22 protein-coding genes are annotated in these 24,931 nt (G+C 70.3%); 9 read left to right on the forward strand and 13 right to left on the reverse strand.

Annotation, left to right across the window (positions count from 1 at the left end; translation table 11 throughout):
* Positions 1–105 precede the first annotated feature (105 nt).
* The 5 genes from AB0B64_RS01005 to AB0B64_RS01025 form a co-directional block, all read right to left on the reverse strand.
* The gene (locus AB0B64_RS01005) at positions 106–1,116 is read right to left on the reverse strand and encodes a LacI family DNA-binding transcriptional regulator (RefSeq protein ID WP_358173610.1); all 1,011 of its coding nucleotides are present in this window, start codon (positions 1,114–1,116) and stop codon (positions 106–108) included.
* Positions 1,113–2,348 carry a CoA transferase gene (locus tag AB0B64_RS01010; protein WP_358173613.1) on the reverse strand — a complete coding sequence of 412 codons (1,236 nt, stop codon included), beginning with the start codon at positions 2,346–2,348 and terminating at the stop codon, positions 1,113–1,115. Before AB0B64_RS01010 ends, AB0B64_RS01005 begins: the two co-directional genes overlap by 4 nt.
* A 69-nt stretch (positions 2,349–2,417) precedes the next feature.
* Entirely contained in the window at positions 2,418–2,786 is a 369-nt protein-coding gene (locus tag AB0B64_RS01015) for an SgcJ/EcaC family oxidoreductase (RefSeq protein WP_357952328.1), read from the reverse strand.
* A 54-nt stretch (positions 2,787–2,840) separates the two neighbouring features.
* Positions 2,841–4,088, reverse strand: coding sequence for a YbfB/YjiJ family MFS transporter (locus AB0B64_RS01020; protein WP_358173616.1), 1,248 nt, complete (start codon positions 4,086–4,088; stop codon positions 2,841–2,843).
* Positions 4,089–4,224: 136 nt separating this feature from the next.
* A complete protein-coding gene (locus AB0B64_RS01025) occupies positions 4,225–4,935 on the reverse strand; it encodes an SDR family oxidoreductase (protein WP_357952326.1) in 711 nt (236 codons plus the stop codon).
* Positions 4,936–5,147: 212 nt separating this feature from the next.
* Between AB0B64_RS01025 and AB0B64_RS01030 the strand changes: the two genes are divergently transcribed.
* The 4 genes from AB0B64_RS01030 to AB0B64_RS01045 all read left to right on the forward strand — a co-directional run bounded on the left by AB0B64_RS01030 (position 5,148) and on the right by AB0B64_RS01045 (position 11,243).
* On the forward strand, positions 5,148–6,107 hold the full coding sequence (locus tag AB0B64_RS01030) for a LysR family transcriptional regulator (RefSeq protein WP_358173619.1): 960 nt from the start codon (positions 5,148–5,150) through the stop codon (positions 6,105–6,107).
* A gap of 161 nt (positions 6,108–6,268) precedes the next feature.
* A complete protein-coding gene (locus AB0B64_RS01035) occupies positions 6,269–7,672 on the forward strand; it encodes a glycoside hydrolase family 28 protein (protein ID WP_358173622.1) in 1,404 nt (467 codons plus the stop codon).
* A 78-nt stretch (positions 7,673–7,750) separates the two neighbouring features.
* On the forward strand, positions 7,751–10,354 hold the full coding sequence (locus AB0B64_RS01040) for an AAA family ATPase (protein WP_358173625.1): 2,604 nt from the start codon (positions 7,751–7,753) through the stop codon (positions 10,352–10,354).
* Between the two features lie 169 nt (positions 10,355–10,523).
* Positions 10,524–11,243: a hypothetical protein gene (locus AB0B64_RS01045; RefSeq protein ID WP_357952322.1), complete on the forward strand. Its 720-nt coding sequence runs from the start codon at positions 10,524–10,526 to the stop codon at positions 11,241–11,243.
* Positions 11,244–11,446: 203 nt separating this feature from the next.
* Here AB0B64_RS01045 and AB0B64_RS01050 read toward each other — a convergent pair whose 3' ends face one another.
* Both AB0B64_RS01050 and AB0B64_RS01055 read right to left on the reverse strand, forming a co-directional pair.
* The gene (locus AB0B64_RS01050; RefSeq protein WP_357952321.1) at positions 11,447–11,887 is read right to left on the reverse strand and encodes a GNAT family N-acetyltransferase; all 441 of its coding nucleotides are present in this window, start codon (positions 11,885–11,887) and stop codon (positions 11,447–11,449) included.
* Between the two features lie 79 nt (positions 11,888–11,966).
* Complete coding sequence (locus AB0B64_RS01055) at positions 11,967–14,855, reverse strand: serine/threonine-protein kinase (protein ID WP_358173628.1); 2,889 nt, start codon at positions 14,853–14,855, stop codon at positions 11,967–11,969.
* A 69-nt stretch (positions 14,856–14,924) separates the two neighbouring features.
* Between AB0B64_RS01055 and AB0B64_RS01060 the strand changes: the two genes are divergently transcribed.
* The 3 genes from AB0B64_RS01060 (at position 14,925) to AB0B64_RS01070 (ending at position 16,817) form a co-directional block, all read left to right on the forward strand.
* Entirely contained in the window at positions 14,925–15,311 is a 387-nt protein-coding gene (locus AB0B64_RS01060) for a nuclear transport factor 2 family protein (RefSeq protein WP_357952319.1), read from the forward strand.
* A 152-nt stretch (positions 15,312–15,463) separates the two neighbouring features.
* On the forward strand, positions 15,464–16,045 hold the full coding sequence (locus tag AB0B64_RS01065; RefSeq protein WP_357952318.1) for a hypothetical protein: 582 nt from the start codon (positions 15,464–15,466) through the stop codon (positions 16,043–16,045).
* A 10-nt stretch (positions 16,046–16,055) separates the two neighbouring features.
* Positions 16,056–16,817 (forward strand): SDR family NAD(P)-dependent oxidoreductase, encoded by a 762-nt coding sequence (locus AB0B64_RS01070; protein WP_358173631.1) that lies wholly within the window; start codon positions 16,056–16,058, stop codon positions 16,815–16,817.
* Positions 16,818–16,821: 4 nt separating this feature from the next.
* Here the strand turns inward: AB0B64_RS01070 and AB0B64_RS01075 are convergent, their stop codons facing one another.
* From AB0B64_RS01075 to AB0B64_RS01095, 5 genes are all read right to left on the reverse strand, one after another.
* Positions 16,822–17,214: an OB-fold domain-containing protein gene (locus AB0B64_RS01075; protein WP_358173634.1), complete on the reverse strand. Its 393-nt coding sequence runs from the start codon at positions 17,212–17,214 to the stop codon at positions 16,822–16,824.
* A gap of 10 nt (positions 17,215–17,224) precedes the next feature.
* Positions 17,225–18,388: a thiolase family protein gene (locus AB0B64_RS01080; protein ID WP_357952315.1), complete on the reverse strand. Its 1,164-nt coding sequence runs from the start codon at positions 18,386–18,388 to the stop codon at positions 17,225–17,227.
* A complete protein-coding gene (locus AB0B64_RS01085) occupies positions 18,385–19,173 on the reverse strand; it encodes a crotonase/enoyl-CoA hydratase family protein (RefSeq protein WP_357952314.1) in 789 nt (262 codons plus the stop codon). The genes AB0B64_RS01080 and AB0B64_RS01085 overlap by 4 nt, the downstream gene beginning before the upstream one ends.
* Before the next feature lie 11 nt (positions 19,174–19,184).
* A complete protein-coding gene (locus AB0B64_RS01090; RefSeq protein ID WP_358173637.1) occupies positions 19,185–21,656 on the reverse strand; it encodes a CoA transferase in 2,472 nt (823 codons plus the stop codon).
* A gap of 258 nt (positions 21,657–21,914) precedes the next feature.
* Positions 21,915–22,529, reverse strand: coding sequence for a TetR family transcriptional regulator (locus AB0B64_RS01095; protein ID WP_357952312.1), 615 nt, complete (start codon positions 22,527–22,529; stop codon positions 21,915–21,917).
* 71 nt (positions 22,530–22,600) lie between these two features.
* Between AB0B64_RS01095 and AB0B64_RS01100 the strand changes: the two genes are divergently transcribed.
* Complete coding sequence (locus AB0B64_RS01100; RefSeq protein WP_357952311.1) at positions 22,601–23,677, forward strand: hypothetical protein; 1,077 nt, start codon at positions 22,601–22,603, stop codon at positions 23,675–23,677.
* 107 nt (positions 23,678–23,784) lie between these two features.
* The gene (locus tag AB0B64_RS01105; protein WP_357952310.1) at positions 23,785–24,030 is read left to right on the forward strand and encodes a hypothetical protein; all 246 of its coding nucleotides are present in this window, start codon (positions 23,785–23,787) and stop codon (positions 24,028–24,030) included.
* Here the strand turns inward: AB0B64_RS01105 and AB0B64_RS01110 are convergent.
* Positions 24,027–24,923, reverse strand: coding sequence for a sugar phosphate isomerase/epimerase (locus tag AB0B64_RS01110; protein ID WP_357952309.1), 897 nt, complete (start codon positions 24,921–24,923; stop codon positions 24,027–24,029). The two genes, AB0B64_RS01105 and AB0B64_RS01110, sit on opposite strands and share 4 nt — an antisense overlap.
* Between the last annotated feature and the right edge of the window lie 8 nt (positions 24,924–24,931).

Below are 24,931 nucleotides of genomic sequence, written 5' to 3' on the forward strand. Positions count from 1 at the left end.
CAACCCTCCGGAGTTGAGCAGCGGAGATTAGCCGTCATGCCATCACTAAACCCGTTTAGTTTCAATGTCTGGTCGCGGACATTTCCACTCGATTACTGAACCGATTCAGGACAGGGGGGCCGTGCTCCCCCTGCTCACCAGGCGCGGCTCGGCCTGCTGCGAGTCGGCCACCTCCCGGCCCTGAACCAAGCTGAGCAGCGACCGGGCGGCTTTGGCGCCGAACGCGGCGATGTCCCTGCTCACCGCTGTCAGATGCGGCCGGGTCAGCAGACACAGAGCGGAGTCGTCCCAGGCCACGACGGACAGATCGGCAGGCACCGAGAAACCCGCCTCGCGAGCGGCGGCGGTGCCGGCCACGGCCATCACGTCGTTGTCGTACACGATGGCGGTCGGCCGGTCCGGGCCGCGCAGCAGGTCGAGGGTGGCCCGCTCGCCACTCTCGCCGCTGTAGTCGGCGTACACGGTGACGGCCGTAACGCCCAGCCTGGCCGCCGCCTCCCGCATCGCGGCGGTTCTCACGCGGGTGTGCCTGAGCTCCTCCTGCCCCGCGACCCTGGCGATCCTGCGGTGCCCCAGCCCGGCCAGGTGCGCCATCACGACGCCGATCGCGCCGGCGTCGTCGCTCCAGACAGCGGGCAGCCGCCCGGTCCCCTCCGGTCCGCCGATGACCACGGCGGGCAGCTTCAGCTCCTCCAGCACGGCGATCCTGGAGTCCTCGGCCCGCAGGTCGACGACGAACACTCCGGCGACCCGATGCTGCGCCCACCATTTCCGATAAATCGCGATCTCGGTTTCGGGGTCCTCGGTCATCTGCAGCAGCAGCCCCACGGACTCCGCCGACAGCGTGGCCTCGATGCCGGAGATCAACTGCATGAAGAACGGCTCCAGCCCGAGCGTGCGCGCCGGCCGGTCCACGACGAGGCCCAGCACGTCGGGCCGCCCGTCGAACAGGGCCCGCGCCAGGCTGTTCGGCTGCCAGCCCAGCTCGGCGGCGATGGCCTGGATACGGCGGCGGGTCTCGCTGGAGACACCGGGACGGCCGTTCAACGCGAACGACACCGCGCCCTTCGAGACGCCGGCCCGGCGGGCGATGTCGTCGATCGTGGGTCGCTTCATTCGGCTGTCCCTGGGTTTACCGGTTCATCCAGGACACCATGCTTGCGCAGCGTCGCGACGTCCTGGGCCGACAGTCCGAGCTCGGCCCGCAGGACCTCGCCGGTGTGCTGGCCCACCTGCGGCGCCGCCGCGGGCGGCGACTGCTCCCCGTCCATCACCACGGGCGAGCCGGGCGCCCAATGCCCGCCGACTCCTGGCTGCTCGACCGCTCCCATCAGCGGGTTCTCCCCCAGCAGCGCGGCCAGCTCGGTGAAGCTGCGATATCTCGACCACAGCACCCGGGCGGTACGCAGCGCCGACTCGGCCTCGGCGAGCGTACGGCTCTCGAACCAGCCCGCGAGCAGCTCGCCGAGCACCTTGCGATGCCGGTAGCGGGCCGGCTCGTCGGCGAAGTCCACCCCGAGCGCGGTGGCCAGCGCGCTGACCACGTCGGTCAGGCCGGTCGCGGCCAGCAGCCCGCTCCAGTGCCGGGCGGTCAGCGCCACGACCATCAGCCGCCCGCCGTCGGCCGTGATGAAGTCGCGGCCGAAGGTGCCGTAGACGTAGTTGCCGCCGCGTTCCCTCGGGGTGCCGCTCAGCTGCGCCTCGGCGAGGTAGCCGAGGTTCCCGGCGGTGGCCAGGGCAACGTCCTCCAGCGCGACCCGTACCTGCTGTCCCTCCCCCGTCAGCAGGCGGTGCCGCTCCGCGGCCAGCAGCCCGACCGCCAGATAGAGCCCCGCGGTCACGTCCCAGGCGGGCACCAGGCTGTTCACCGGCTCCGCCACGTCCTCCGGGCCGGTCAGCAGGGGGAACCCGGTCGCCGCCTGCACCGTGTAGTCCACCGCGGCCCCGCCGTCCCGGCGGCCGGTGAGCAGCACGTGGATCACGTCGGGGCGGCGCGCGCGCAGCGCCTCGAAGGACAGCTCCGGGTAGCGCTCGGAGTTGCTGATCACGATCCCGCCGCGCGGCCCGCCGCTGACGATCAGCTCGCCGACGAGTGCGCGGCCCTCCTCGGCGGACAGGTCCACCTCGATGGCGCGTTTGCCCTTGTTCAGCCCCGACCAGTACAGGCTCGTCCCGCTCTCGGCCAGCGGCCAGCGCGTACGGTCGACCGCGCCGCCGATCGGCTCGACCCGGATCACGTCGGCGCCCAGCTGGGCCAGCGTCATCCCGCTCAGCGGGGTCGCCACATAGCTGGAGATCTCGACGATCCGCAGGCCGCGCAACGGCTGCGAGCGCCGGGTGTCCGTCACCGGGCCGCCCCCTTCAGCACGACGACATCAGCAGTGAGACGATAGCCGCCCTTTCCGCGCTTCAGGGGATCAGGGCAGCCGTGAGACCTGATAGTGGTCGATGAGCCAGTCGTCGCCGGCCCGCCGCGCCAGCACGCACAGGTTGACCGTCACGACCGGCCGGTCGGTGAAGGTGAAGTCGACGTGCAGGTAGCCGAGGACGAGGTCGTCGGCCATCCGCCGGGTCTCCAGGATGTCGTACGCGGCGGTCATGCCGATCGGCTGTGAGTCGTAGTACTCGGCGACGCTCTCGGGACCGATGCCGTACGGGTGCAGACCTTGGAAGATGGCGTCGTCGGTGAAGTACGACGCCACGCGCTTGGGGTCGTGCGCGTCGACGGCGCTCTTCCATCGGTCCAGGACGGTGTGGAGGATCTCGGCCTCGGCGGTACTGGTCATGGCGCTCTCCTGTCAGCGGTCGGATATCAGTGATCGGATATCAGTGATCGGATATCAGCGGTCGGATGGATGGATCGTGATGTGCGTCGGTTGGGCGGTGTCGACCCGTCGGGGCAGTGGGCCGAGGTGATGCGGGAAGCGGTGACGCAGCGCGGCGGTCGCGACCGCGGCCAGCGCGACGAGGGCGGCGCCGACGAGCAGCGCCTGGTTGTAGCCCTGGTGCAGGAGCGGGGTGACGACCAAGGGGCCGAGGATCTGCCCGACGCTGTAGCCGGTGGTGAGGATCGCGACCGCCCGAGGGATCCGCAGGTGGGCGCCGACGGCCAGGGTGAGGGAGGCGATGCCGAGGAACGTGGCGCCGAACAACACCGCCGAGACCAGGGCCACCGCGACCCCGCTGACCAGGACCGGTAGCGCGATGCCGACGGCCTGCACGACGAGCGCGACGAGGAGGAGCGTCGGCCGCGACCACGTACGGCTGAGCCAGGCCCACAGGGCCGACGACGGCAGAGCGCCCAGCCCGACGAGGATCCAGGCGGAGCTGCCGACCCAGCCGGGCGCGGTCTGGTCGATCGCGGCGACCAGGAAGGTGCCGGCGATGATGTACCCAGTCCCTTCGAGGGTGTAGCCGACCAGCAACGCGCCGAACCAGCGCAGCCCGACCGCGTCACCGCGCCGGGGCGGGACCGGCGCCGCGTGGGGCGACGTCGGACTGGCGTGCAGCGGCCAGGCAATGACCGTGAAGACGGCGGTCAGTGCGGCCGTGGTCCACCACGCCTGCTGCCATGTACCAGCGGTGCGGAGGATCAGCACGACGACGCCGGACAGGGCGATCCCGGCGCCGATGCCGCCAAAGGCCCAGCCGGTGAGGTGGTGGGCGTGGCCGCGTAGCCCGGTGAGCATGGCGTTGACCGCGACGACGAAGATCAGCGAGCTCGCGATCCCGGCGACCAGCCGGAGCAGCCACCAGAGCGCGCCGACGTGCGTGAGCGGCATCAGGGCCAGCGTGGCTATCAGGATCACCAGCGACAGGCGCAGCGTCGTCCGGGAGGCGGCCATCGCGGGGGCGATGATCGCGGCGACCGCGCCGAGGAGGTAGCCGATGTAGTTCGCGGTGGCCAGGCTCGCGCCGAGCTGCGGCGAGAGCCCGGCATGCGCGAGCATCAGGGGCAGGATCGCGGTGTAGGCGAAGCGGCCGATGCCCATGCCCGCCGCCAGCGCCGCCGCGCCCTGCCCGACGACCCGCCAGGGCCGCTCCAGCGAGGTCGCCTCGATCGTCTGCTCCGGTACGGCTGTCAACATGCGCCTTTCTCTCGGCTCTTTCGGCAGGTGAGGCTGATGGCAGGTGAGGCGGGCGGCGGCTCTTTCGGCAGGTTGGGGGCGGGCGGCGCCTGGGGTTACCGACCGCCCGCGCCCCGCCGCCGGCCGAATGACCAGCTCAGTGACCGGCGCTCTGGCCGCCGTCGACGTGCAGAATCTCGCCGGTGACGAACGGAGCGTGCTCGAGATAGATGATCGCGTCGACGATGTCGCTGATGTCGCCCATCCGGCCCACAGGGTGCAGCTCGGCCAGGGCTTCGTGGGTCTCGACCGGGTGCATCGGGGTGCGGATGACGCCGGGCGCGACCGCGTTGACCCGGATGCCCCGGGTGGCGTACTCGGTGGCCAGTGATTTGGTGACCGCGTTGAGGCCGCCCTTGGTCAGCGACGCCAGCGCGGACGGCACCTTGCTGTTGGCGTGATCGACGAGGCTGGTCGTGATGTTGACCACGTGTCCGCCGCCGCCCTGGCTGAGCATCGCCTCGATGGCCCGCTGGGAGATCTCGAAGAACCCGCGCAGATTCACTCCCGTGACCAGGTCGTAGTCCTCGTCGGTGTAGTCCGTGAACGGCTTGGACACGAAGAGACCGGCGTTGTTGACCAACGTGTCGATGCGGCCGAACGCCTTCAGCCCCTGCTCGATGACGTGCGCCCCGACGGCCGGGGCGGCGATGTCGCCGGCGACGGCCCGCACCATGGGGTCGTCGGAATCCGCGATCGACCGGGAGTTGGCGACGACCGCGTAGCCGAGCTTGCGGTAGGCGGTCACCAGCGCCGCGCCTATGCCCTGGGACGCGCCGGTGATCACGGCGACTTTTGGCGTACTCATTGCTTCCCCCTTGTAAGTGACTGTGGACGTGTGGCACCCGCACCGCTCTCGGGCGGTGCCGGCGTGGGGGGAATGGCTCAGACAGGGGGCGGCCGGGTCCCGACCTGCCCTGGGGCCATGCATTCCATCGTGCACCCAGCGGTCGCCGTCGCGCCACGACGGGCTTGCTCTCTGCTGGTAGGCACAGCCTCCTACCGCTCTACGATGGGCGGGTGGAGCTACGCCAGCTGCGCTATTTCGTGGCTGTGGCCGAGGAGCTGAACTTCGGCCGCGCCGCGGCCCGGCTGCGCATCGCCGGCCCGTCGCTCTCCCAGCAGATCAAGGCGCTGGAGCGGGACCTGGGGGTGCGGCTGTTCGACCGGGACCGCCGCTCGGTCGCGCTGACTCAGGCCGGGGAGGCGTTGCTGGCCCCGACCCGGGCGCTGCTCGGACAGGCCGACGAGTTGCGCGCGTCCGCGGCCCGTATGTCCGCCCCCGAACCGGTCCGGCTCGGGTACGTCAACTGGCGGCCCCCCGACCTGGCCGCCCGCCTGTCCGGCATAGCGCAGTTGCACGTCGACGCGTGGGTCATGCCGTCACACACCCAGGCCGGCCGGGTGGCCGACGGCAGCATCGATCTGGCCATCTGCTGGGTTCAGACCGATGACCTGGCCGCCTACGATCTCGAGGCTCGGCTGATCGGCGCGGATCGGCTCCACGCGATCTCCGCGGGCTCCGAAACGTCGGCGGTCCGGGCCAGGGACACGCTGGTGCTGCTGGACACCGACACCGTCACCTGGGACTCCTGGAACCGCTATGCCAAAGAGTTCGCCCGCGACACCGGATCCCAGACCGTGCACATCGACGATGGTGGCATCACCGACGCGGCGTTCTTCGACCACGTACGCCGGTTGCGCCGCCCCGTCATCAATTCACCGAAGGGTCAGACCACTCCCCTGCCGCCTGATCTCGTCCGGCGACCGGTGATCGATCCATCGCCGTACTGGACCTGGGCCCTGGTGTGCCGCCACGGCGAGAAGCGCGGCGCCGTACGGGCCGCCGTCGAAGCCCTGACCCGTGACGTCGGCAGGCTCGGTCTGGACGCCGATGCGGCCTGGCTGCCCGTCGGCGACCCGTTCCGCGTCCCAGGGCCGACCGGCCCGGGTCGCTCGGATGCGGCGACAACGGCGTGATCATGTCCACCAGAAACTCCACCACTCCCTCCTCACCGGACCCCAAGGGGAGCACGCTCGATCGAGCGAATCTCATCATTTACTTCGTCAAGATTTGAATTACGTCCGGGCCGCACTTACGCTCCAGAGATCCGATGTCTCCGCATCCCCCGGTGGTGACCATGCCATCCAGACGATCTCTATTGAAGGCTGGCGGCGCTCTAGCCGCCGCCACACTCGTCCCCGGAACCGCGTCGGCGCAGGCCGAGGCCCGATCAGCGGATCCCTGGCACCAAGTGCCGGACATCCTGCGTAGGATCCGGCCCCCTCGCTTCCCCAACCGAAGGTGGGATGTCACCGCGTTCGGCGCCGTGGGTGACGGCACGACCGACTGCACGGCCGCGTTCAAGGCGGCGATCGCCGAGTGCCATCGCAGAGGCGGCGGCCGGGTCGTGGTCCCACCGGGACGCTTCCTCACCGGCGCCGTCCACCTGCTCAGCAACGTTGAGCTGCACGTGTCCGAGGGCGGCGTGATCGCCTTCAGCACCGATCCGAACGCCTACCTGCCGGTCGTCTTCACCCGGTGGGAGGGCACGGAGTGCTACAACTACAGTCCCTTCATCTACGCCCACGGCCAGCGGAACATCGCGGTCACCGGCAAGGGCACACTCGACGGCCAAGCCAGACAGGGCCCCTGGGAGAGCTGGTACGCCAACAGCGGCCCGCAGGGCGCCGACCAGCGGGCGCTGCGCAAGATGGGCGACGACGGCGTCCCGGTCGAACAGCGCATGTTCGGGGCGGGTCACTATCTGCGCCCCGCCATGGTCCAGTTCGTGAAATGTCAGAACATCCTGGTCAGCGACCTCACGATCCTCGAGCCGGCCATGTGGACCGTGAACCCGGTCCTGTCCACGAACGTCACCGTGCGCGGCATCACCGTCGTCAGCACGCTGTACAACACCGACGGCTGCGACCCCGAGGCGTCGTCGTACGTGCACATCCACGACTGCCGCTTCAACACCAACGACGACTGCGTGGCGGTCAAGTCGGGACGCGACGCCGACGGCCGCCGGGTGGGCGTGCCCAGCGAGAACATCGTCGTCCAGGACTGCGCCTTCTCCGGCCGCTGGGGCGGCATCACGGTCGGCAGCGAGATGTCCGGCGGCGTCCGCAACGTCTTCGCCGAGCGGTGCGTGATCAACTCGCCGGACTTCCCCGGCAACTACCCGGTGAAGTACCCCGTCTACATCAAGGCCAGCAAGAAGCGCGGCGCCTACATCGAGGGCGTCTACGTACGCGGCTTCACCGGCCAGAACGTGGACCGCGAGGTGATGTTCGTCAACATGGCCTACAACAGCAACGAAGGAGGCACCGAGCCGGTGTCGGTCCGCGACATCCGGATGGAGCGGACCAGGCTCGACGGCGCCGACGCCGTACTCAACCTCGTCGGCCTGGAGACCGACCACCTGACCGGAGTGCGCTTGGAGAAGTGCGCGTTCACGAACATCACCGGCGCGAACACGATCACGTTCACCGACGACCTGACCCTGCGCAAGGTGTTCGTGAACGGGGTGGAACAGCATTGATGTCCCTCATCGCCCGTCGCCCTGAGGCGGGCCATCCTTCGTCTTACGGTTTCCGTGGATTTAGCGGATACTGCGGGCATGCGGTTGCTGGAGCGGGAGCCGTCGCTGGCGGCGCTGGCTGAGTACGCGGCCGAGGCCAGGCAGGGTGCCGGGCGGCTGGTTCTGGTCTCGGGTGAGGCGGGCGTCGGGAAGTCGGCGCTGGTGGAGCGCTTCCAGGAAGAGCTGCCGGATGCCCGTTGGTCGTGGGGGATGTGCGACGGGCTGTTCACTCCGCGCCCGCTCGGGCCGCTCTTCGACGTGGCGGATCAGCGTCGTGGCGCGCTGCTGGAGCTGTGTCGCGCGGGGGCCGGGCGGGAGGAGTTGTTCCGCGGGCTGCTGCACGAGGTCAGTGAGCCCGGGACGCTGAACGTGGTCGCGGTCGAGGACGTTCACTGGGCCGACGAGGCCACCCTGGACATGCTGCGGTTCCTCAGCCGGCGGCTGTGGAGCGCTCCGGTGCTGGTCATCGCCACCTACCGGGACGAGGGTCTGGCGGCGGACGATCTGTTCCGGGTCGCCCTGGGCGATCTGGCTTCGCAGCGGTCGACGCGGCGGATCGCGCTGGCGCCGCTGTCCGCCGACGCGGTGGGGCTGCTGGCCCGTGGGAGCGGGTGGGAGGCGTCCGCGCTGCACCGGCTGACCGGCGGGAACCCGTTCTACGTGACCGAGGTCGTACAGGCCGGCGTGACAGAAGTGCCCCCATCTGCGCGGGACGCGGTGCTGGCGCGCGCGACGCGCCTGGACGGCGGGTCCCGTCAGGTGCTGGACGTGGCGGCGCTGACCGGGACCAGGGTCGAGTCGCGATTACTGGCGTCGGTGACCGGCTGCCCGCCGTCCGCCCTGGACGAGCTGCTCGGGTGCGGGCTGGTGATCGAGGACGGCCCGTGGCTGAGGTTCCGTCATGAGATCGCGCGGCTGGCGGTGGCGGGGGCGGTCTCGGCGCATCGCGGCCGGGCCATTCACGGCCTCGTACTGACCGCGCTGGCCGACCTGGGGTGCGACGACGAGGCCCGGATGGCCTTCCACGCCGAGGCGGCCGGCGATGCCGAGGCGGTTCTGCGGCACGCGCCCGCCGCCGCCCGCCGTGCAGCGTGGCTGGCCTCGCACCGTGAGGCGGCGGCGCAGTTCCGGCGGGCCCTGCGGTTCGCGGACGGGGCGGACGCCTCGACGATCGCCCGGCTGTACGAGGGGCTGGCCGACGAGGCGGCGCTGCTCGACCAGTGGGAGGACGCGGCCGATGCCTGCGAGCACGCGCTGGCGCAGTGGCGCGAGGCGGGCGATCGGCTGCGGGAGGGCGACACGCTGCGGCGGCTGTCACGCACTCTGTGGAACCTTGTCCGCGCGGATCAGGCGGTCGCCGCCGTCGAAGCCGCCGTGTCGGTTCTGGAACCGCTCGGGCCGAGCGTCGAGCTGGCCTGGGCGTACGCCATCTTCGCCAACCGGCGCATGCTGCAGGCCCAGCACGACGCGGCGATCGACCTGGCACGGCGGGCGCAGACGATCGCCGAGCGTCTGGGCGCCACCGACGTGCTCAGCGATGTGCTCAACACCATGGCGGCGTCGTCCGCGGCCAAGGGCGAGGACTGGGTGGGGGGCATGCGCCGGGCGTTGGATCTCGGTCTGTCCGGGCGCCACCAAGATCAGGCGGGCCGGGCGTTCGCGAACTTCTGCGCCACGTACGTGAGCGAGCGGCAGTTCGCCGAAGCCGAGCCGCTGCTGGTCGAGGGCCTCGCCTATTGCGATGAGCGGGACCTCACCACGTACGCGATGCACCTGCGCAGCGAGCAGGCCGCCATGATGGAGCGGATGGGACGCTGGGACGAGGCGGTGACGCTCTGCGCCGAGATCCTCGCCGTCACGCCGCTCTCCTCGTGCAGCCGGTTGTGCATCGTACGCAAGCTCGGCGCGATCCACGCCCGCCGTGGCGAGCCCGGCGTCTGGGCGTATCTCGACGAGGCGGCCGAGATCGCCGACCGTACCCGCGAGCCGCAGCAGATCGTGCCCGTCCGGCTCACCCGCGCCGAGGCGTACTGGCTGGAGGGGAAGCCGGACCACGCCCGCCGCGAGGCCGAACTGGCCGCGGACACCGCCGAGGGTTGCGACGCCTGGGATCTCGGCGCGGTCGCCGTCTGGCTGCGGCGGACCGGCTCTCGCCGGCGGGCGCATGGCGCGCACGCCGAGCCGTACCGGCTGGAGCTCGGCGGTGATGCGACGAAGGCCGCGCATGCCTGGACTGAGCTGGGGTGCCCGTACGACGCCGCGCTGGCCCTGGCACACGCCCCACGGGAGCCGGAGCTCCGTCAGGCCCTGAAGATCCTCACCGGTCTCGGCGCCTTCCCCGCCACTCGCATCGTCAGGCGCAAGCTCCGCGAACTCGGCGCCCGGTCACTCCCTGCCGGTCCGCGTGCGGCGACCCGAGGGCATCCGTTCGGGCTGACCCGGCGCGAACACGAAGTGCTCGCCCTGCTCTGCGCCCGATGCACCAATGCCGAGATCGCCGCGAAGTTATTCATCTCCACCAAGACCGTCGGTCACCACGTCTCGTCCATCCTCGCCAAACTGGGCGCCCCGAGCCGCAACGCCGCCGCCGACCAGGCCATCAGGCTCGGCCTGGCCGAGCGGGAACCCAGGGCGGAAAGTTAGGCATCGCCCGCCGCAATATAGGGATCGGCCACCGATCCCCACCGCCGCCCTGTCCCCGTACGGTCGAGCCACTCACCACGGCACGGGGACTCATTACGGCGATAAGGGGGACGGCATGGCGCGGTGTACCAGCCCGTCTGTCATGGACATGCGGCCGATTGTCATGGACATGGACATGGACATGCGGCCGATCACCAGCGACGGTCGCGCCGACCTGCTCATGGAGCTGCTGCGGCGCATCATCGACCTGTTCCAGCCCACGGACTCGCGCGCCGAGCAGTGCCTGCTGGAACTGGGCACCCTGCTGGCCCGGCCGATCGAAGATGCCGGCCGATCGGCCGTGTCCTGCCGGCGCTGGGGACGGCAATGGCGGATCGAGCTGGCCGGCCGGACCGTGTACGTCGAGCACAGCGTGGGGATGAACCACCTGGCGCTCCTGCTGGCCAACCCGTACCAGGAGATCTCCGCCCTCGAACTGGCCGCCGGCTCCACCCTCCCCGGCCAGTCGACAGGCCGGGACGGCGAAAGCGCCCAGCCGGTGCTCGACGACCTGGCCAAACGCCGCTACATGCAGCGGCTGTCGCACCTGCAGGCCGAGATCGACGAGCTCGAGTCGATGAACGACGCGGAACGGGTCGCCGGGGTACGCGCCGAGCGCGACTGGCTGCTCGACGAGCTGGCCGCGGCCACCGGCCTCGGCGAGCGGACCCGCCACTTCACCGGCAGCGCCGAGCGCGCCAGGGTCGCGGTGGGCAAGGCCATCAGACGTACGGTGAACCGCATCGCGGAGGCCGATCCGGTTATCGGGGATGAACTGCGCGCCACCGTACAGACGGGCATGCGCTGCTGCTACCAGCCCAGTTGGCCACGGGCCTACCAGGACAGGTGAAGCTAGTGGTCCGGCGGGACGCGGTAGACGGACACATGGGGCTCGGCGAGGCGGTCCACGGTCGGGCCCAAGACCTCGGGCGCGCACATGCCGGTGCCCGGCGTGTCATAGCATCCCAGATCTCCTCCTGTTGCATGCCGCCGACGATGGTCATGGGTGTACGCGTTGTCCAACGATTTTGCGGTCATCCAGGGCGGGCGATCTCAAGACGCCGTGCGGACCATGAACACGTCCACCGGATCCTCGGTCTCCAGCGTGAACCCGTGCCGCTCGTACAGCCGCCGGGCAGGGCTTCCCTGCAGCACGTTCAGCCGGACAGGGACACCGTCACGGTCACACTGATCCAGCAGCTCGCGCAGGACGCCCGAACCGATGCCGGAGCCCTGCAGGTGCGGGGCCAGGAAGAAGTGCTCCAGCCAGCGGGCGTCCTCGGCCTCCCGTAGCGCCACGCAGCCGGCGAACTCGCCGCCGACCTCGATCACCCAGGTGTGCGACGGGTCGTAGGCGTCCCGCATTCGCTGCCGTACCCGGTGCTCGTCGTACCGGCCGAGCCGCTCCAGATCCGCCCGCATCACCACGGCGCGTAGCTCGACCATCGCCTCGATGTCCGCCGCCAAAGCCCGCCGAATACCCCAATCCACCATGATGTGGCACTTTACGGCACACGTGCGGCCCCTCGTAGCCGGGGATGCGGTGTCTGGGGAGGCACCGGTTGATGTGGTGCTATGTGGCGCGCTTGGTCTCTGGGCCGCTCGCCGAGCCCATGGCCTGTCTGGTGATCGATACAGCGAGGGCGTTGAGTGCCGCGTACCGCAGGGAGTCGTCGGTGATCTCCTGGGCGAGCTGCTCGGCGCGGTGGGCGTCGGTTACCGCGAACGCCGCAACCGCGATGTACCGCAGATGATCCCGGCCGGGACCGCGGTACTCCCGCAGGAGCTGCTCGACGACATGTGGGTTCGGTACGGCGGTCTCGATGATCGACAGATACGCGGTCGATCCTGCGGCCAGGGCGACCTCCAGCAGGTGGCGCAGGATGGGACCGGTACGTTCGGGCCTGGAGTCGGCCCATGCTGTCGCCGCCACGGCCATCAGGGTCGTGGCGACGCGCTCCAGATCATTCTTGTCGAGCCGTGCCTTGCCGGGCTGTTGTGCTCGGGTCTCAGCGAGGTCGATGAGGCGCATGGCCAGCTCCGGATCGACGGCGACGACATCTCGGGCGACCACTGTCAGCTGCTGCGCGCTCAGGTCCGTGGCGTCGGCGCGACTCGTGATGTACTGGGCAGCCTGCTGCGCGGTTTCGGCGGCGACGGCGCGCCCGGCCGCTGCGATCCTGCCCATCATGGGGAGAACCCATGTTCCCTCGGCTTCGAGGGCGGTCTGGTACGCGGTGTTGAGCCACCACCGTGCCTGCAGAGGGTTGGTCTCGGCGAGCGCGCCCGCCATGTCGACGAAGGCCTCGATCCGATATTCGACATCACTGATCCGCGAGGCGATGGTTTCGGCCCGCGACGGGTCGCACCATGCCGCGCCGGTGGCGATGTATTTCAGATGCCACGGACCGACGTTCCTCTGGCCGGCGCCGACCTTGGGCTGGGCTCCCCAGCGGGCCCACCAGGAAGCGGGCTTCACCGAGACCGGTTTCTGGGCCGCAGGTGCCGCGACGCTCTGTTCGGCCGCGTCGAGCAGCGGCCGGTGATCCTGCCGGGTAGAGCCCGCTGCCTTGAGGATGTCGCCCCAGGCACATGAGCGAACGACGGACTCTCTGATCTTGCTGATGATCTGTTCCGCCCGGGCGAGGTCGACCCGCGCGACCTCCACAGCGGTCTCCTTGAGTGCGAAGTTCCGCTGGCTGGCTTCGCCCGGGACGTCGAGCGCGGCGGCTTCGGCGAGGTCGATCAGCTGCTCGGCGTGTCGCCGATCGGCGGCATAACCGATCTTGGCGATTTCCGCCAGGGTTTGGGGCTGGAGGAACGTGTAGTCGGAGTGGGGTGGGAGCATGCGGGCCACTTCTACTGCCCGGGCCATCAGCTCGGTGGCGTGGTCAGGGGCGTTGACGGCCATCTTGTCGGCCGTGGCCGCCAGCGCCTTGGCTCGCAGCTCGCAATCGTCGAAGTCCACGACCCGCCGCTCAACGCTGTCGAGCACCGTGAGCGCCCGCTGAGGATCCACCGCGATCAGCTGGTCGACCAGATAAACGAACACCTTGTGTTCCACGGCGTTCGGACCGTCGTCGAGGTGCTGGGCGAAGAGCTGTTCGGCGTGGCCGACCAGCCGCAGGGCGCGGTTCCTGTCGGGCAGTTCGTCGGCGAGGGCCAGTAGAGCCACTGCTCGGCATACCTCCGAGGGGATGCGCCGCAGATACTGCTCCGCGTGGTCGGGATCGGCCTCGACGATCGCGTAAGCGACTCCGTACAGCGCCTCTTCTCGCTCGTCGGGATCGGCGATGGAACCGGCGATCCGTAGGGCGTGGTCGATCGCCGGTCGGTCCGTCGAATCGGCGGCCCGCCCAGGGATAGGGGCGGCCTGCCCAGGGATCGTAGCGCCGCCAGAAGGTTCGGAGAGGTCCTCTTCGAGCTGGGTGATCAGCGCGGTGACCGTGGGCGGGAGCCATGGCGTGGTGCTTTCGGCCGATGCGGCGAGCCGGTCGAGGAGATCGGCGGGGCTGGGCCGGTGCTCAGGAGTCTTGGCCAGGCAGGCGTCCACCAGGTCGACCAGGTCCTTCGGCAGGCCGGTCAGGTCGGGGTCGTCATGGCGGATGCGGTGCATGACCGCGTGGCCCTGACCGGTACCGAACGGGCCGCAGCCGGTGGCGGCGAACACCAGCACCGCCCCCAGCGAGAACACATCGCTGGCCGGGCCCACCTCGCCGCCTCGGCTCTGTTCGGGGGACATGAACGCCGGAGTGCCGATCACGGCCCCCGAGACGCTGTGGGAGGCGGCCTCCAAAGCGCGGGCGATGCCGAAGTCGATGACCCGGGGACCGTCGCCGGCGAGGATCACGTTGCCGGGTTTGAGGTCGCGGTGCGCCAGTATCTCTTCGTGGATGGCGATCAGGCCCTCGGCCAGGCCCGCCCCCAGCACACCGATCGCCGCAGGCGGCAGCGGTCCGTGCGTGGCGACGGCCTGGTGCAGGGTCGGGCCGGGGATGTAAGCGGTGGCCATCCACGGCGAATCGGCGTCAGTGTCCGCGTCCACCACCTGCGCGGTGTAGAACCCGCCGACCCTCCGGGCCATACTCACCTCGATCGCGAACCGGCGTCGGAACTCCGCATCGCCGGCCAGGTCCGAGCGCACCACCTTCACCGCGACCGGCCGGCCGCCCCGGGTACGGCCCAAGTACACCTGCCCCATGCCGCCACCGCCCAGCCGGCCCCTCAGCCGAATTGGCCCCACTTGGCGTGGATCATCGGCCCATAGCGGCTCCATATGCCACCCTTTCCGCTGAACAACCCGGCACGCACGGCAAACACACTCTTTCAAGAAACGGGTTGTCCGGGGCACTTGGTTCCATGCGCACGACTGATCAGCGGCTCGCGATGTCACCGGGGCGGGCCCGAGAAGACATGACGCGGGCCAATTTTCGGCCATCGCCGGGAAGGCAGTCCAGGGCATTTACCGGACAATTCGGGAGGGCATTTTGTCCGGTGATTATTCCGGTTCTCCCGCTTATGCTCGGCTCCCATGGAGAACATGGAGACCACGGAGAAAGAGACGGTTCTCGGCCTTCAGCGGCAGTTCGACGCGGCGGAGCTGGCCGCCGACGCCGGACGCCTGCGCGAGTTACTGGCCGACGACTTCCAGTCGATCGGGCCCAAGGGGTACGTGCTCGACAAGGAGCAGTGGATCGGTCGCCACGCCCAATTCCAGTACCACGCCCTGGACACCAGCCAGATCGACATCCGGATGTACGGCGACGCCGCGATCGTGCGCAATGTGCAGAGCAACCAGGCGACCTCTCACGGCCGGGCGGTGGCGCTGCGGGTGCGGGTGTCTCAGACGTGGGTCAGGCAGGAGGGCTCGTGGCGGCTGGCGGGCATCCAGTTCAGCCCGATGGCCGACGACGCGTAGCCCGTCCTCGTCCCCGTCCTCGGACATGCCGCCCGATGTCCGGTAAATGTCCTGGCCCAATGTCCGGTAAATGTCCGGTTGCTGTCCTGGCCCGATGATCCGCTGGGATAGAGGATGGAGACCACTGCGCGACCCCCAAGGCGGTAAGCACGATGACGACACAGACGATCCCTCCGCTCGGCCGGGTGCTGCGGCACTGGCCGGTTCTGGTCGGGGTCGGGACCGCCGTGCTCATGATCCTGGACATGGCCACGGGCCTCGAGCTGGCGAAGGTGCTGGCCGCCTCGGCGGTGGTGTACCTGGGTGCGGCCGCGTTCGGGAAACCCGCCTCGACCTGGCCCGTGTTCTTCCTGACCTTCGTCGTCATCCTGGCCGCGGACCTCATCGATGACGACTTCGAGGCGACCTGGGCGGTGCTGGGCCTGGGCGTCCTGCTGGGCGGCTACGGTCTGCTGCGCGGCTACGGTCCCCGGCGCGGTATCCGCCCTGAGCCCGGAGGGCTGCCGTTACAGCTGGTCGCCATGCTCGGTTTCGGCGCCGCGGCCACGATCGCGCTGTTCGTCAACCCGACGGTCGGCAGCTACCTGGTGGCGCTGGGCCTGCTCGGCCACGCCGCATGGGACGTCTACCACTACCGGGCGAACCGAGTGGTGACCCGGTCGCTCGCCGAGTTCTGTCTCGTGCTCGACACCGCTCTGGCCGTGGCGATCATCGTCCTGACGGCGACGGCGTGACCCCGGAGGAATGATGAGCCATCTCAAGGACCGGGTCGCCCTGGTCACCGGCAGCTCCCGAGGGATCGGGGCGGCCATCGCGACCGCGTTCGCGCAGGCCGGCGCCCGAGTCGTGCTGCACGGCCGCGACGAGGCCGCGCTCGCCGCGGTCCGGGCGCGCGTCGACGACCTCGGCGGCGAGGCCATCAGCGTGACCGGAGACGTCACCGTCGCCGCCGACCTCGACCGGATCCGCGAGCAGATCCTCGAGCGCTACGGCCGCGTCGACGTGCTGGTCGCCAACGCCGGTAGCTCGGACAGCCGCCCCGTACCCATCGAGGACATCACGGAGGAGAGCTGGCGGGCCGACATCGACCGGAACCTGACCGGCACCTTCCTGACCGTCAAGTGCTTCCTGCCCGGTATGAAGGAGCGCCGGAGCGGCAACATCATCACCCTGTCCTCGGCGGCCGGGCGCAAGCCGAGCGAACGGACGATCGTCGCGTACGCCGCGGCGAAGGCCGGTGTGCAGCTGTTCACCCAGGATCTGGCCGCCCAGGTGGGTCCGTTCGGCATCCGGGCCAACTGCCTCGCCCCGGAGACGATCCTCACCGACACGAATCAGCATTGGCTACCGGCCGACGTCCAGCGCTCGCTTGCCGAGTCGCACCCGCTGCGGCGGCTCGGCACGTCCGAGGACGTCGCCCGGGCCGCGCTCTTCCTCGCCTCCGACGACTCGAGCTGGATCACCGGCGTCATCGTCGACATCGCCGGTGGCGCGGTATTGGTGTGACTCCTCAGCCCGACCCTGCGGCCGGGCGGAAGACGGGGACCGCTTCGCCGCCCTCGGGGTGCTCGAAGGCGACGCGGACCGGCAGGCCGGCGTACACCTCCTCGGGCGCGGCACCGGTGATCTGGAGCTGCAGCCACGGCTCCTCCTCCAGCTCGACGATCGCGACCACGGTCGGCGGCGCGCCCTTGGTGTGCAGCACCGACCAGCTCACCACCGACCCCGTGCCGGAGGCGGCCGTCCAGGACAGCTCGGGTGAGCCGCACCTCGGGCACGTACGCGCCTGCGGAGCGGAGAAGCCGCCGCACTGATCGCAGTGCCGGATCAACAGTTCGCCGCGCGCGGTGCCGTCGAAGAACTCGGCGGTGGCCGCGTCGCGGTGGACGATTCCCACGGGCATCGGCATGCTCCTATCGCGCGTGCGGGCTGAGGATGAGGGTGGAGTGGTGGTCGAGTACGCCGCCGTTGCCGCTGACCAGCACCATGTCGTTGCGCGGGGCCTGACGGTCGCCGCCCTGGCCGCGGGCCTGGATGACGGCCTCCGACAGCGGGGTCATCCCCCACATGTAATAGGAGGAGAGCTGGCCGCCGCCGGTATTGACGGCCAGCGTCCCCTCCGGTCCCAGTACGCCGCTGGCGACGAAGGGGCCACCCTCGCCCTTGGCGCAGAAGCCGTAGTCCTCCAGGGAGATGAGCGCGGTGTAGGTGTAGCAGTCGTACAGCTCGGCGACGTCGATGTCGTCGATCGACACCCCGGCCATCTTCAGCGCCGTCGGCCCTGACAGAGCGGCGCCGCTGACCAGGCCGAACTCGCTGTCCCTGCCCATGACGTACCCCGGATGCGCCTGTCCCCAGCCGCGGATGTGCACGGCGGGCTGGGGGAGGTCGGCGGCCCGGTCGGCGGAGGTGACGATGACCGCGACGCCGCCGTTGCTGACCAGGCAGCAGTCGAGGAGGTGGAACGGCTCGGCGATCCACCGGGAGCTCTGGTGGTCCTCGATGGTGATCGGAGCCCGCATCTGGGCCAGGGGGTTCCTGGCCGCCCAGGCGCGCTGCGCGACGGCTATGTGCCCCAGTTGCTCGCTGGTCGTGCCGTACTTCTGCATGTGCCTGCGTGCGGCCAGCGCGTACATGGTGTTGGCGCTGTAGATCCCGGAGGCCGCAGTCAGGCCCTGCCAGCCGGCCAGTCTGCGGCCCGCGCCGGCGTAGGCCGCGCCGCCCCCGGACGCCTTGTCCTTGAGCGGTGCGTCGGCGAAGACGCAGGCCACCACGTCGGCCATGCCGGAGGCGACGGCCATGGCGGCGTACTGGACCATGGCGCCGGCCGACGAGCCGTACGCCTGCACCTCCGACAGCAGGCGCAGCTCGCGCAGCCCCAGGTCCCGCTGGAGGCTCAGGCCGACGTCGGCGGTGAGACCGGTGTTGGTCAGCAGGCCGTCCACCTGGCGCAGGTCGAGACCGGCATCGGCGGCGGCGAGCCGTACGGCGTCGGCGGCGAACTCCGGCGCGCTCCGGCCATAGACCTTGCCCATCTCGGTGATGCCGAGACCGGCGATGACCGACGTGTGGTTCATCGTCCCTCCCAAACCGGGGCGCGCTTCTCGGCGAAGGCGCGTGGCCCCTCCTTGGCGTCCGCCGACCGCATGAGCGCGGCGCTCTCGGCGGCGGTCCGCTCCCAGGCGGCCTGCTCGGACGGGATGGTGCCGTCGGAGATGCCGCGCGCGATCCGCTTGCTGGCCTGCACGGACAGCGGGGCGTTCGCGCTGACCGTCTCGGCCAGGGCGAACGCGGCGGTCAGCAGCTCGGCCCGCGGTACGACCCGATTGATCAGGCCGAGCCGCAGGGCCTCGGCGGCGGTGACGGGCTCACCGGTCAGCAGGATCTCCATGGCGACCTTCGTGGGCAGCTGCGCGGCCAGCCGGAACGCGCCGCCCGCGCCCGCGAGGATCCCGCGCTTGACCTCCGGCAGCCCGAACGCGGCGGTCTCGGCGGCCACCACCAGGTCGGCCCACAGGGCGATCTCGGTGCCGCCGCCGAGCGCGAACCCGTTGACGGCGGCGATGACCGGCTTGGCGATGGGATGCGTGACACATCCGGCGAAGCCCCAGTGCGGCTTGAGCCCTTCGGTGGAGAACTCCCCGCGGGCCACCGCCTTCAGGTCGGCACCGGCGCAGAACGCCTTGTCCCCCGCCCCGGTCAGCACCACGGCCCGGACCGACGCGTCCGCGTCGGCCTCGTCGAGAGCCTCACCGACGGCGCGGGTCAGCTCCGCGTTCACGGCGTTGCGGACCTCGGGCCGGTTCAATGTGATCAACACGATGTGGTCGCGGCGCTCGACGAGCGCGGCGGGCTCACCCATGGTCGACTCCTTCATTTACTCTGTACGGTTGCTTCTTCCAGCACGCCCTCGTCGATGAGCGCCTGGATCTCGGACTCGGCCAGGCCGAGCAGCTTGGCGGCCACCAGCCGCGTGTGCTCTCCCGCCAGCGGCGCGGGGCGCAGCTCGGGGTCGGCGACCCCACGGAAGGTGGCCGGGGCGTTCTCGGTACGCAGGGCGTGCTCGATGTACGGATGGCGCATCTCCCGCAGGAACCCACGGGCGGTGAGCTGGGGGTCGTCCAGATACTCGATGACCCGCCGCATCATCCCGGCGGGCACCCCGGCCTCCTGCAGCCGCTCCATGGCCACTCCCGGCGGGGTGGCGGCCGTCCACTCGGTCACGGCCGCGTCCACGAGGTCGCGGTGCGCGCGGCGACCCGCGGCGGTGGCCAGCCGCGCGTCAGTGCTCAGGTCGGCGCGGCCGATCACCTCGCACAGGCGCCGCCACTGCTCGTCGCCGTCCACGCTCACCACGCACCACTCGTCGTCGCCCGCGCACGGGTAGACCCCCTGGGGCGCGTCCCACTCGCCGCTGTTGCCGTGGGCGGTGAACGAGCCGGGTTCCAGTGATTCGCGCAGGAAGCCGGTGGACAGCTGAGTGAGGATCGTCTCGGCCTGGGCGACGCTGACCGTGCCGCCCTTCCCGGTACGCCGCCGCTCGATGAGCGCGGCGAGCACGGCGACGGCGCCGACCCGCGCGGCGATGTGGTCGGGATAGATGGTGATGCCGTCGCAGAACCCGGCCTCGACCTCGGTGTCCCGCCAGAGCCCGGTCAGCCCGGCGGAGGCGCGGACGAGCGGGCCGTAGCCCATGCGCCTGCTCCACGGCCCGGTCGGGCCCAGAGCGCTGCTGTCGGCCATGATGATCTTGGGGTTCAGCTCGCTGATGACGTCGTAGCCGACACCCAGCGACTCCAGCGTGCCCGGCTTGAAGTTGGACAGGATGACGTCGGAGTCGGCGGCGAGCCGCTTGAAGAGGTCCAGGCCCTCGGGCGAGCGGAGGTTGATCCCGGCGCTGAGCTTGTTGCGGTGGCCCCAGGCGAAGCCGACACTGATGACCTCGTCGCCGAGGGACTGGCGGCTGCCGTCGGGGTAGGCGCGGCTCTCGATCTTGATGACCTCGGCACCCTGGTCGGCGAGCAGCCGGCCCAGCTCCGCACCGACCACGATGACACCCAGGTCCAGCACCCGAAGCCCGTCGAGGGGGCGACGTGGCGCAACCTCGGTCGCGTCGGTGGTGACCGGCCTGCCGGAGGCCGTGCCGGAAGTGACCAGCTTGTCGGGGGCCGTGTCGGAGGTGACCGGCCCGCCGGACGCAGCGGCGAAGACCTCGTCGTCGTGCTCCCCCGGCTCGGGGGCCCGGTGCCGGAACCCGGCCCGTACCCCGTTCACCTCCACGTACCCGGACGGCACGCGGCCGGTCAGCCCCGGGGCGACCTCGGCGTCGAGCAGACTGCCCCGCGAGCGGAAGTGCGGGCTGTCGAGCACCTCGCCGGGGTCGAGCAGTGCCGCGATCGGCACGCCGCGCTCCTGGCCCTGGGCCACGAGCTCGTCCCTGGTCCGGTCCCTGAACAGCTCTCCCATGAGGACGCGCAGCCGCTCAGCGGCTCCGAATCGGGCGCCCATGCTGTCGTACTTGGGGTCGGCGAACTCCTCAGGCTCCCCCAGCCAGCCGAACATCCCACGCCACTGACGCTTGGCCAGCACGCAGATCCGGACGTATCCATCGGCGCACGGGAAGATCGGGTACAGGTCGCCCGCCTGCGGACGGCCGCGCGGCAGCCGGGTGGCCGGGACCCCGCCGGTGGCCGAGCCGCCCATGCCGAAGCCCGGGTCCAGGACCTGGGCGGTCATCTCGTACACCGAGCAGTCGACGTGGTCGCCGCGACCGGTGTCGAGCCGGTTCAGGTACGCCAGCAGGCCCGCCCACGCGGCCTGGACGGCCGCCGACTCGTACGCCAGCGGGCCGGGCGGCATGACCGGCTCGCGGCCCGGGATGCCGGAGCGCGACAGCACCCCGCCGAGCGCCATGTGCGTCCAGTCGGTGCCGACCCAGTCCCGGTATGGGCCGGTCTGCCCGAAGTCGGTGATTGAGACGACGACCAGTGCCGGGTTGCGGGCGAGCAGCGCGTCCGCGCCGAGACCGAGGCCGTCGAGGGTACCTGGGCGTTCGGTCTCGATGAGGAAGTCCGCCCCGGCGGCCAGGTCGAGCAGCCGGTCACGGCCGGCGGAGTCGCGCAGGTTCAGGGTGACGCCGCGCTTGTTGGCGTTGTGCGTGGCGAAGTAGAGGCTCACGCCGTCGTGGACCGGTTCGCGGTGACGGGTCGGCGCGCCGCCGGGCGGCTCGACACGGATGACGTCGGCGCCGAGGTCGGCGAGGAAGCGGCCGCACATCTCGGCCTTGCCATCGGCCAGGTCGATGACCCGAAGACCGGCGAGGGGAAGGCCCCTGGCTGCGGGCATGGTGAATCACCCCACGGTGTGAATGATGCGCGAGTACGGCGGACAGGACCTGTCGCGGCGGAGGGATCCCGGCCCGCGAGCAGCGATTTATGGCCGCTCGCCAGGATTGTTGCGAACAGGTTTCCTACAACCGTGAGGATGCCACCCAGTTTTCGGTCTGAAAACGTCCGAATCGGCAACGTGCTACGCGTCCCGATCGGCAACATGGCCCCTTCCGGTGGCCGACCGCCGGTTCCGCCTGGACGCCCCCCTTGTCCATCACAGCGATTCCAGGCCCTGTATGGCGATGTCCACGGCCCGCCGGGTCGACGCCAGATAGTCCTGCTCCGACTCGCCGTACGTCTCCAGGCTGGCCAGCCCAGCCGCCTGCACCGCGCCCATGAACGCGCCGGTCGCCGACGCGGCGCTGATGGGGTCCAGCCGGTCGGGGAATGCCGCCAGCAACGCGCCGGCGATCCGGCGCTGCGCGTCGAACGTCATGAGCAAGGCCTTGGCCTGCACGGCGGGAACGGTCGCGAGCACCCTCTGGTAAACCTCCGCCAGCTCTGGGTCCTCGATCCCCGGCCCTTGGCGGAGGTAGTTGGCGATGACCTGGTCATAGGTCCTGCGCAGCACCTGCGGCACCGTGTCGTCCGGCGCGCGGTCGGCGATCACCTCCAGCGCCAGCCCGTAGTACTGCTCGACCTCGGCGAACAGCACGTCCTCCTTGCTGGGGAAGTAGTTGAAGAACGTCTTGGTGGACACGTCCGCCGCCGCGGCGATCTGCGCGCCGGTGGTCTCCTCGTAGCCCTGCTCGGCGAACAGCCGGACGGCCGCGCGGATGAGCAGTTGCCTGGTCTGCCGCTTCTTGCGTTCACGCCGTGTCTCCTCCATAAGGTGTGATCTTACATCAGAATATTTTTACACTGTTGTAAATTTGCACCAATTGATGGTATCCAGGAGTCATGACCCAAGGAGCCTTACTACCTCGCCTGGCACCCGCCGTCTGGCTGCTCTTCCTGGCACCGCTGACGGGCGAATACCTGATGGGCAACATGTCGATCACCGACGTGGGCAACCTGCTCGCCCTGATCCCCCTGTACGGCTGCGGCGCCCTCCTCATCCGCGAGTTCGCCCGCCGCACCGGACGCGGCTGGCCCACCATGATGATCTTCGCGCTGGCCTACGGCATGATCGAGGAGGCCTTCGTCACCCAGACACTCTGGAACCCGAACTGGTCCGGCTTCCGCATCCTCGACTACGGCTTCATCCCCGCGCTCGGCCTGGCCGGGCCGTGGACGATGTTCATGGTGGGCGTACACACGGTGTTCAGCATCAGCGTCCCGATCGCGGTCGCGGAGACCCTCGCCGGCTCGCGGCGCACCACACCGTGGCTGGGCAAGATCGGCCTCACGGTCACGAGCGTGCTATACGGGGTCGTCGTCCTGGGCGGCGCCATCGCCGCCATCGCCCTCACCGACTTCGCCTCCCCGCCCCAGCTCATCGGCGCCGGAGTCGCCATCGCCGCGATCATCGTCGTCGGCCTGCGCCTCCCCAGGCACAGCACCGATGCCACTCCCCTGCCCGGCCGCGCCCCCAGCCCGTGGGTCGCCGGCACCTTCGCCCTGATCGCCGGAACCGTCTTCGTCCTGCTGTACGCGGTCGACCCCACCGGCCTGTCGCCCTGGCTGGCAGAGGCGATCCCCCTCCCCGCGTGGCTCAGCATGCTCCTCTATCTGGCGCTGTTCGTGACCGCGGTCACCGTGCTGGTCCGCTGGTCACGCCGCGCGGGCTGGTCGCAGGCCCACCGGCTGGCACTCGCCGGCGGGGCCATGCTGACCTACGCCTGGCACTCCTTCCCGTGGAGAGTCATCCCGCTCCCTGGAAACCCACCGCCCGGCCTTCCGGTGGACCTGGCCAGCAACGCCCTCTTCACCGTAGGCGCGATGGTCCTGCTGGTCGTCGCGGCGCGGCGGCTGAGCCAACCCTCGGCCGACACCACGGCGGCTATTCGGCAGAGCCGGCAGGCCGATAAATCGTGATGATCGTCTGATTACCTCCCGCATTCACGGCATCGAAGGCTCGGGGCACCTCGGGCGAGCCGGCCCACTGCGGGAACTTCATCCAGAGCAGCGGGTTCGCGGTGGCGATGAACGTCACTCAGGACGGGAACGGGCGGCTGTTCGGGACCGCCTCCTGGCCTGGCGGCGTCGGGACGATCGAGGAGGGGGCGGTGGACGGCACGCACATCTTCTTCACCATCGGCTGGTCGAACGGACCCAGAGGCCGATACGAGGGCTCGCTCGGCCCGGACAGGCGCCTGTCCGGCACCACGTTCGACCTGAACAACCCGTCGCATCAGGCCACCTGGGCCACCACCACCACCAGGTTCTAGAACCGCACCTTCCGCAGGTAGCGATATCCGACCTCGGCGGTACGCCGGGGAGTCACATCGGGAGTGTCGTTCTCCACGATGTACTCCAACACGCGGTGCTTGTCGAAGATGCGCCGGAAGTCGATGGTCCCGGTGCCGAGGTCGGCCATGTCGCCGTCGGGCGCTCGATCCTTGACGTGGAACTGCAGCACCCGCTGCGGCGCCCTGCGGATGACGTCGAGCGCGAAGCGCACCGGATCGGGGGCCCCGCGCCCGACGCCGCCGGTGACCGCCCAATAGAGGTCGATCTCCAGATGGACCAGATGCGGATCGAGCTCGGCGGTGAGCACGTCCCAGGGCGTCTTACCGCCGCCGAGGTCGGTGGTGAACTCGTGGGCGTGGTTGTGGTAGCCGTAGCGCAGCCCGGCCGAGCGGGCGGCCCGCGCCTCGACGTTCATGCGCTCGGCCCACGCCTTCCACTCGTCCTCGCTGGTGGAGTTCAGGTAGGGCACGACCATGAAGGACTGGCCGAGGGTCAGCGCGTTGGAGATCTTCGTGTCCAGACCGGCCTGGTCGGTGGTGAGGCCGTCGTGGCTGGAGCTGGCCCGGATGCCGATCCCGTCGAGGAACTGGCGCAGCTGCTGGGCGGTACGACCGAAGTAGCCGAGCGCCAGCTCGACCTTCGGGTAGCCGGTCTCGGCCAGATAGGTGAGCGTGGCATCGTAGTTCTGGGCGAGGTCGTCGCGTACCGTCCAGAGCTGGATGCTGATCTGGTTCGGCGGGATGCGCTCCCCGCCGGAGTGGTGCGGCGGCGTCGCCGCGGCGGCGGGCGAAGCGGCGGCCAGCGCGGCCGCCCCCAATCCGAGGCCCGCGGCGAGCAGGGAGCGCCTGCTGGGACCGTAGCCGTAGCACATGGGAGAAC

The sequence above is a fragment of the Nonomuraea sp. NPDC049129 genome (genome assembly GCF_040648495.1).
Lineage (GTDB): Bacteria > Actinomycetota > Actinomycetes > Streptosporangiales > Streptosporangiaceae > Nonomuraea.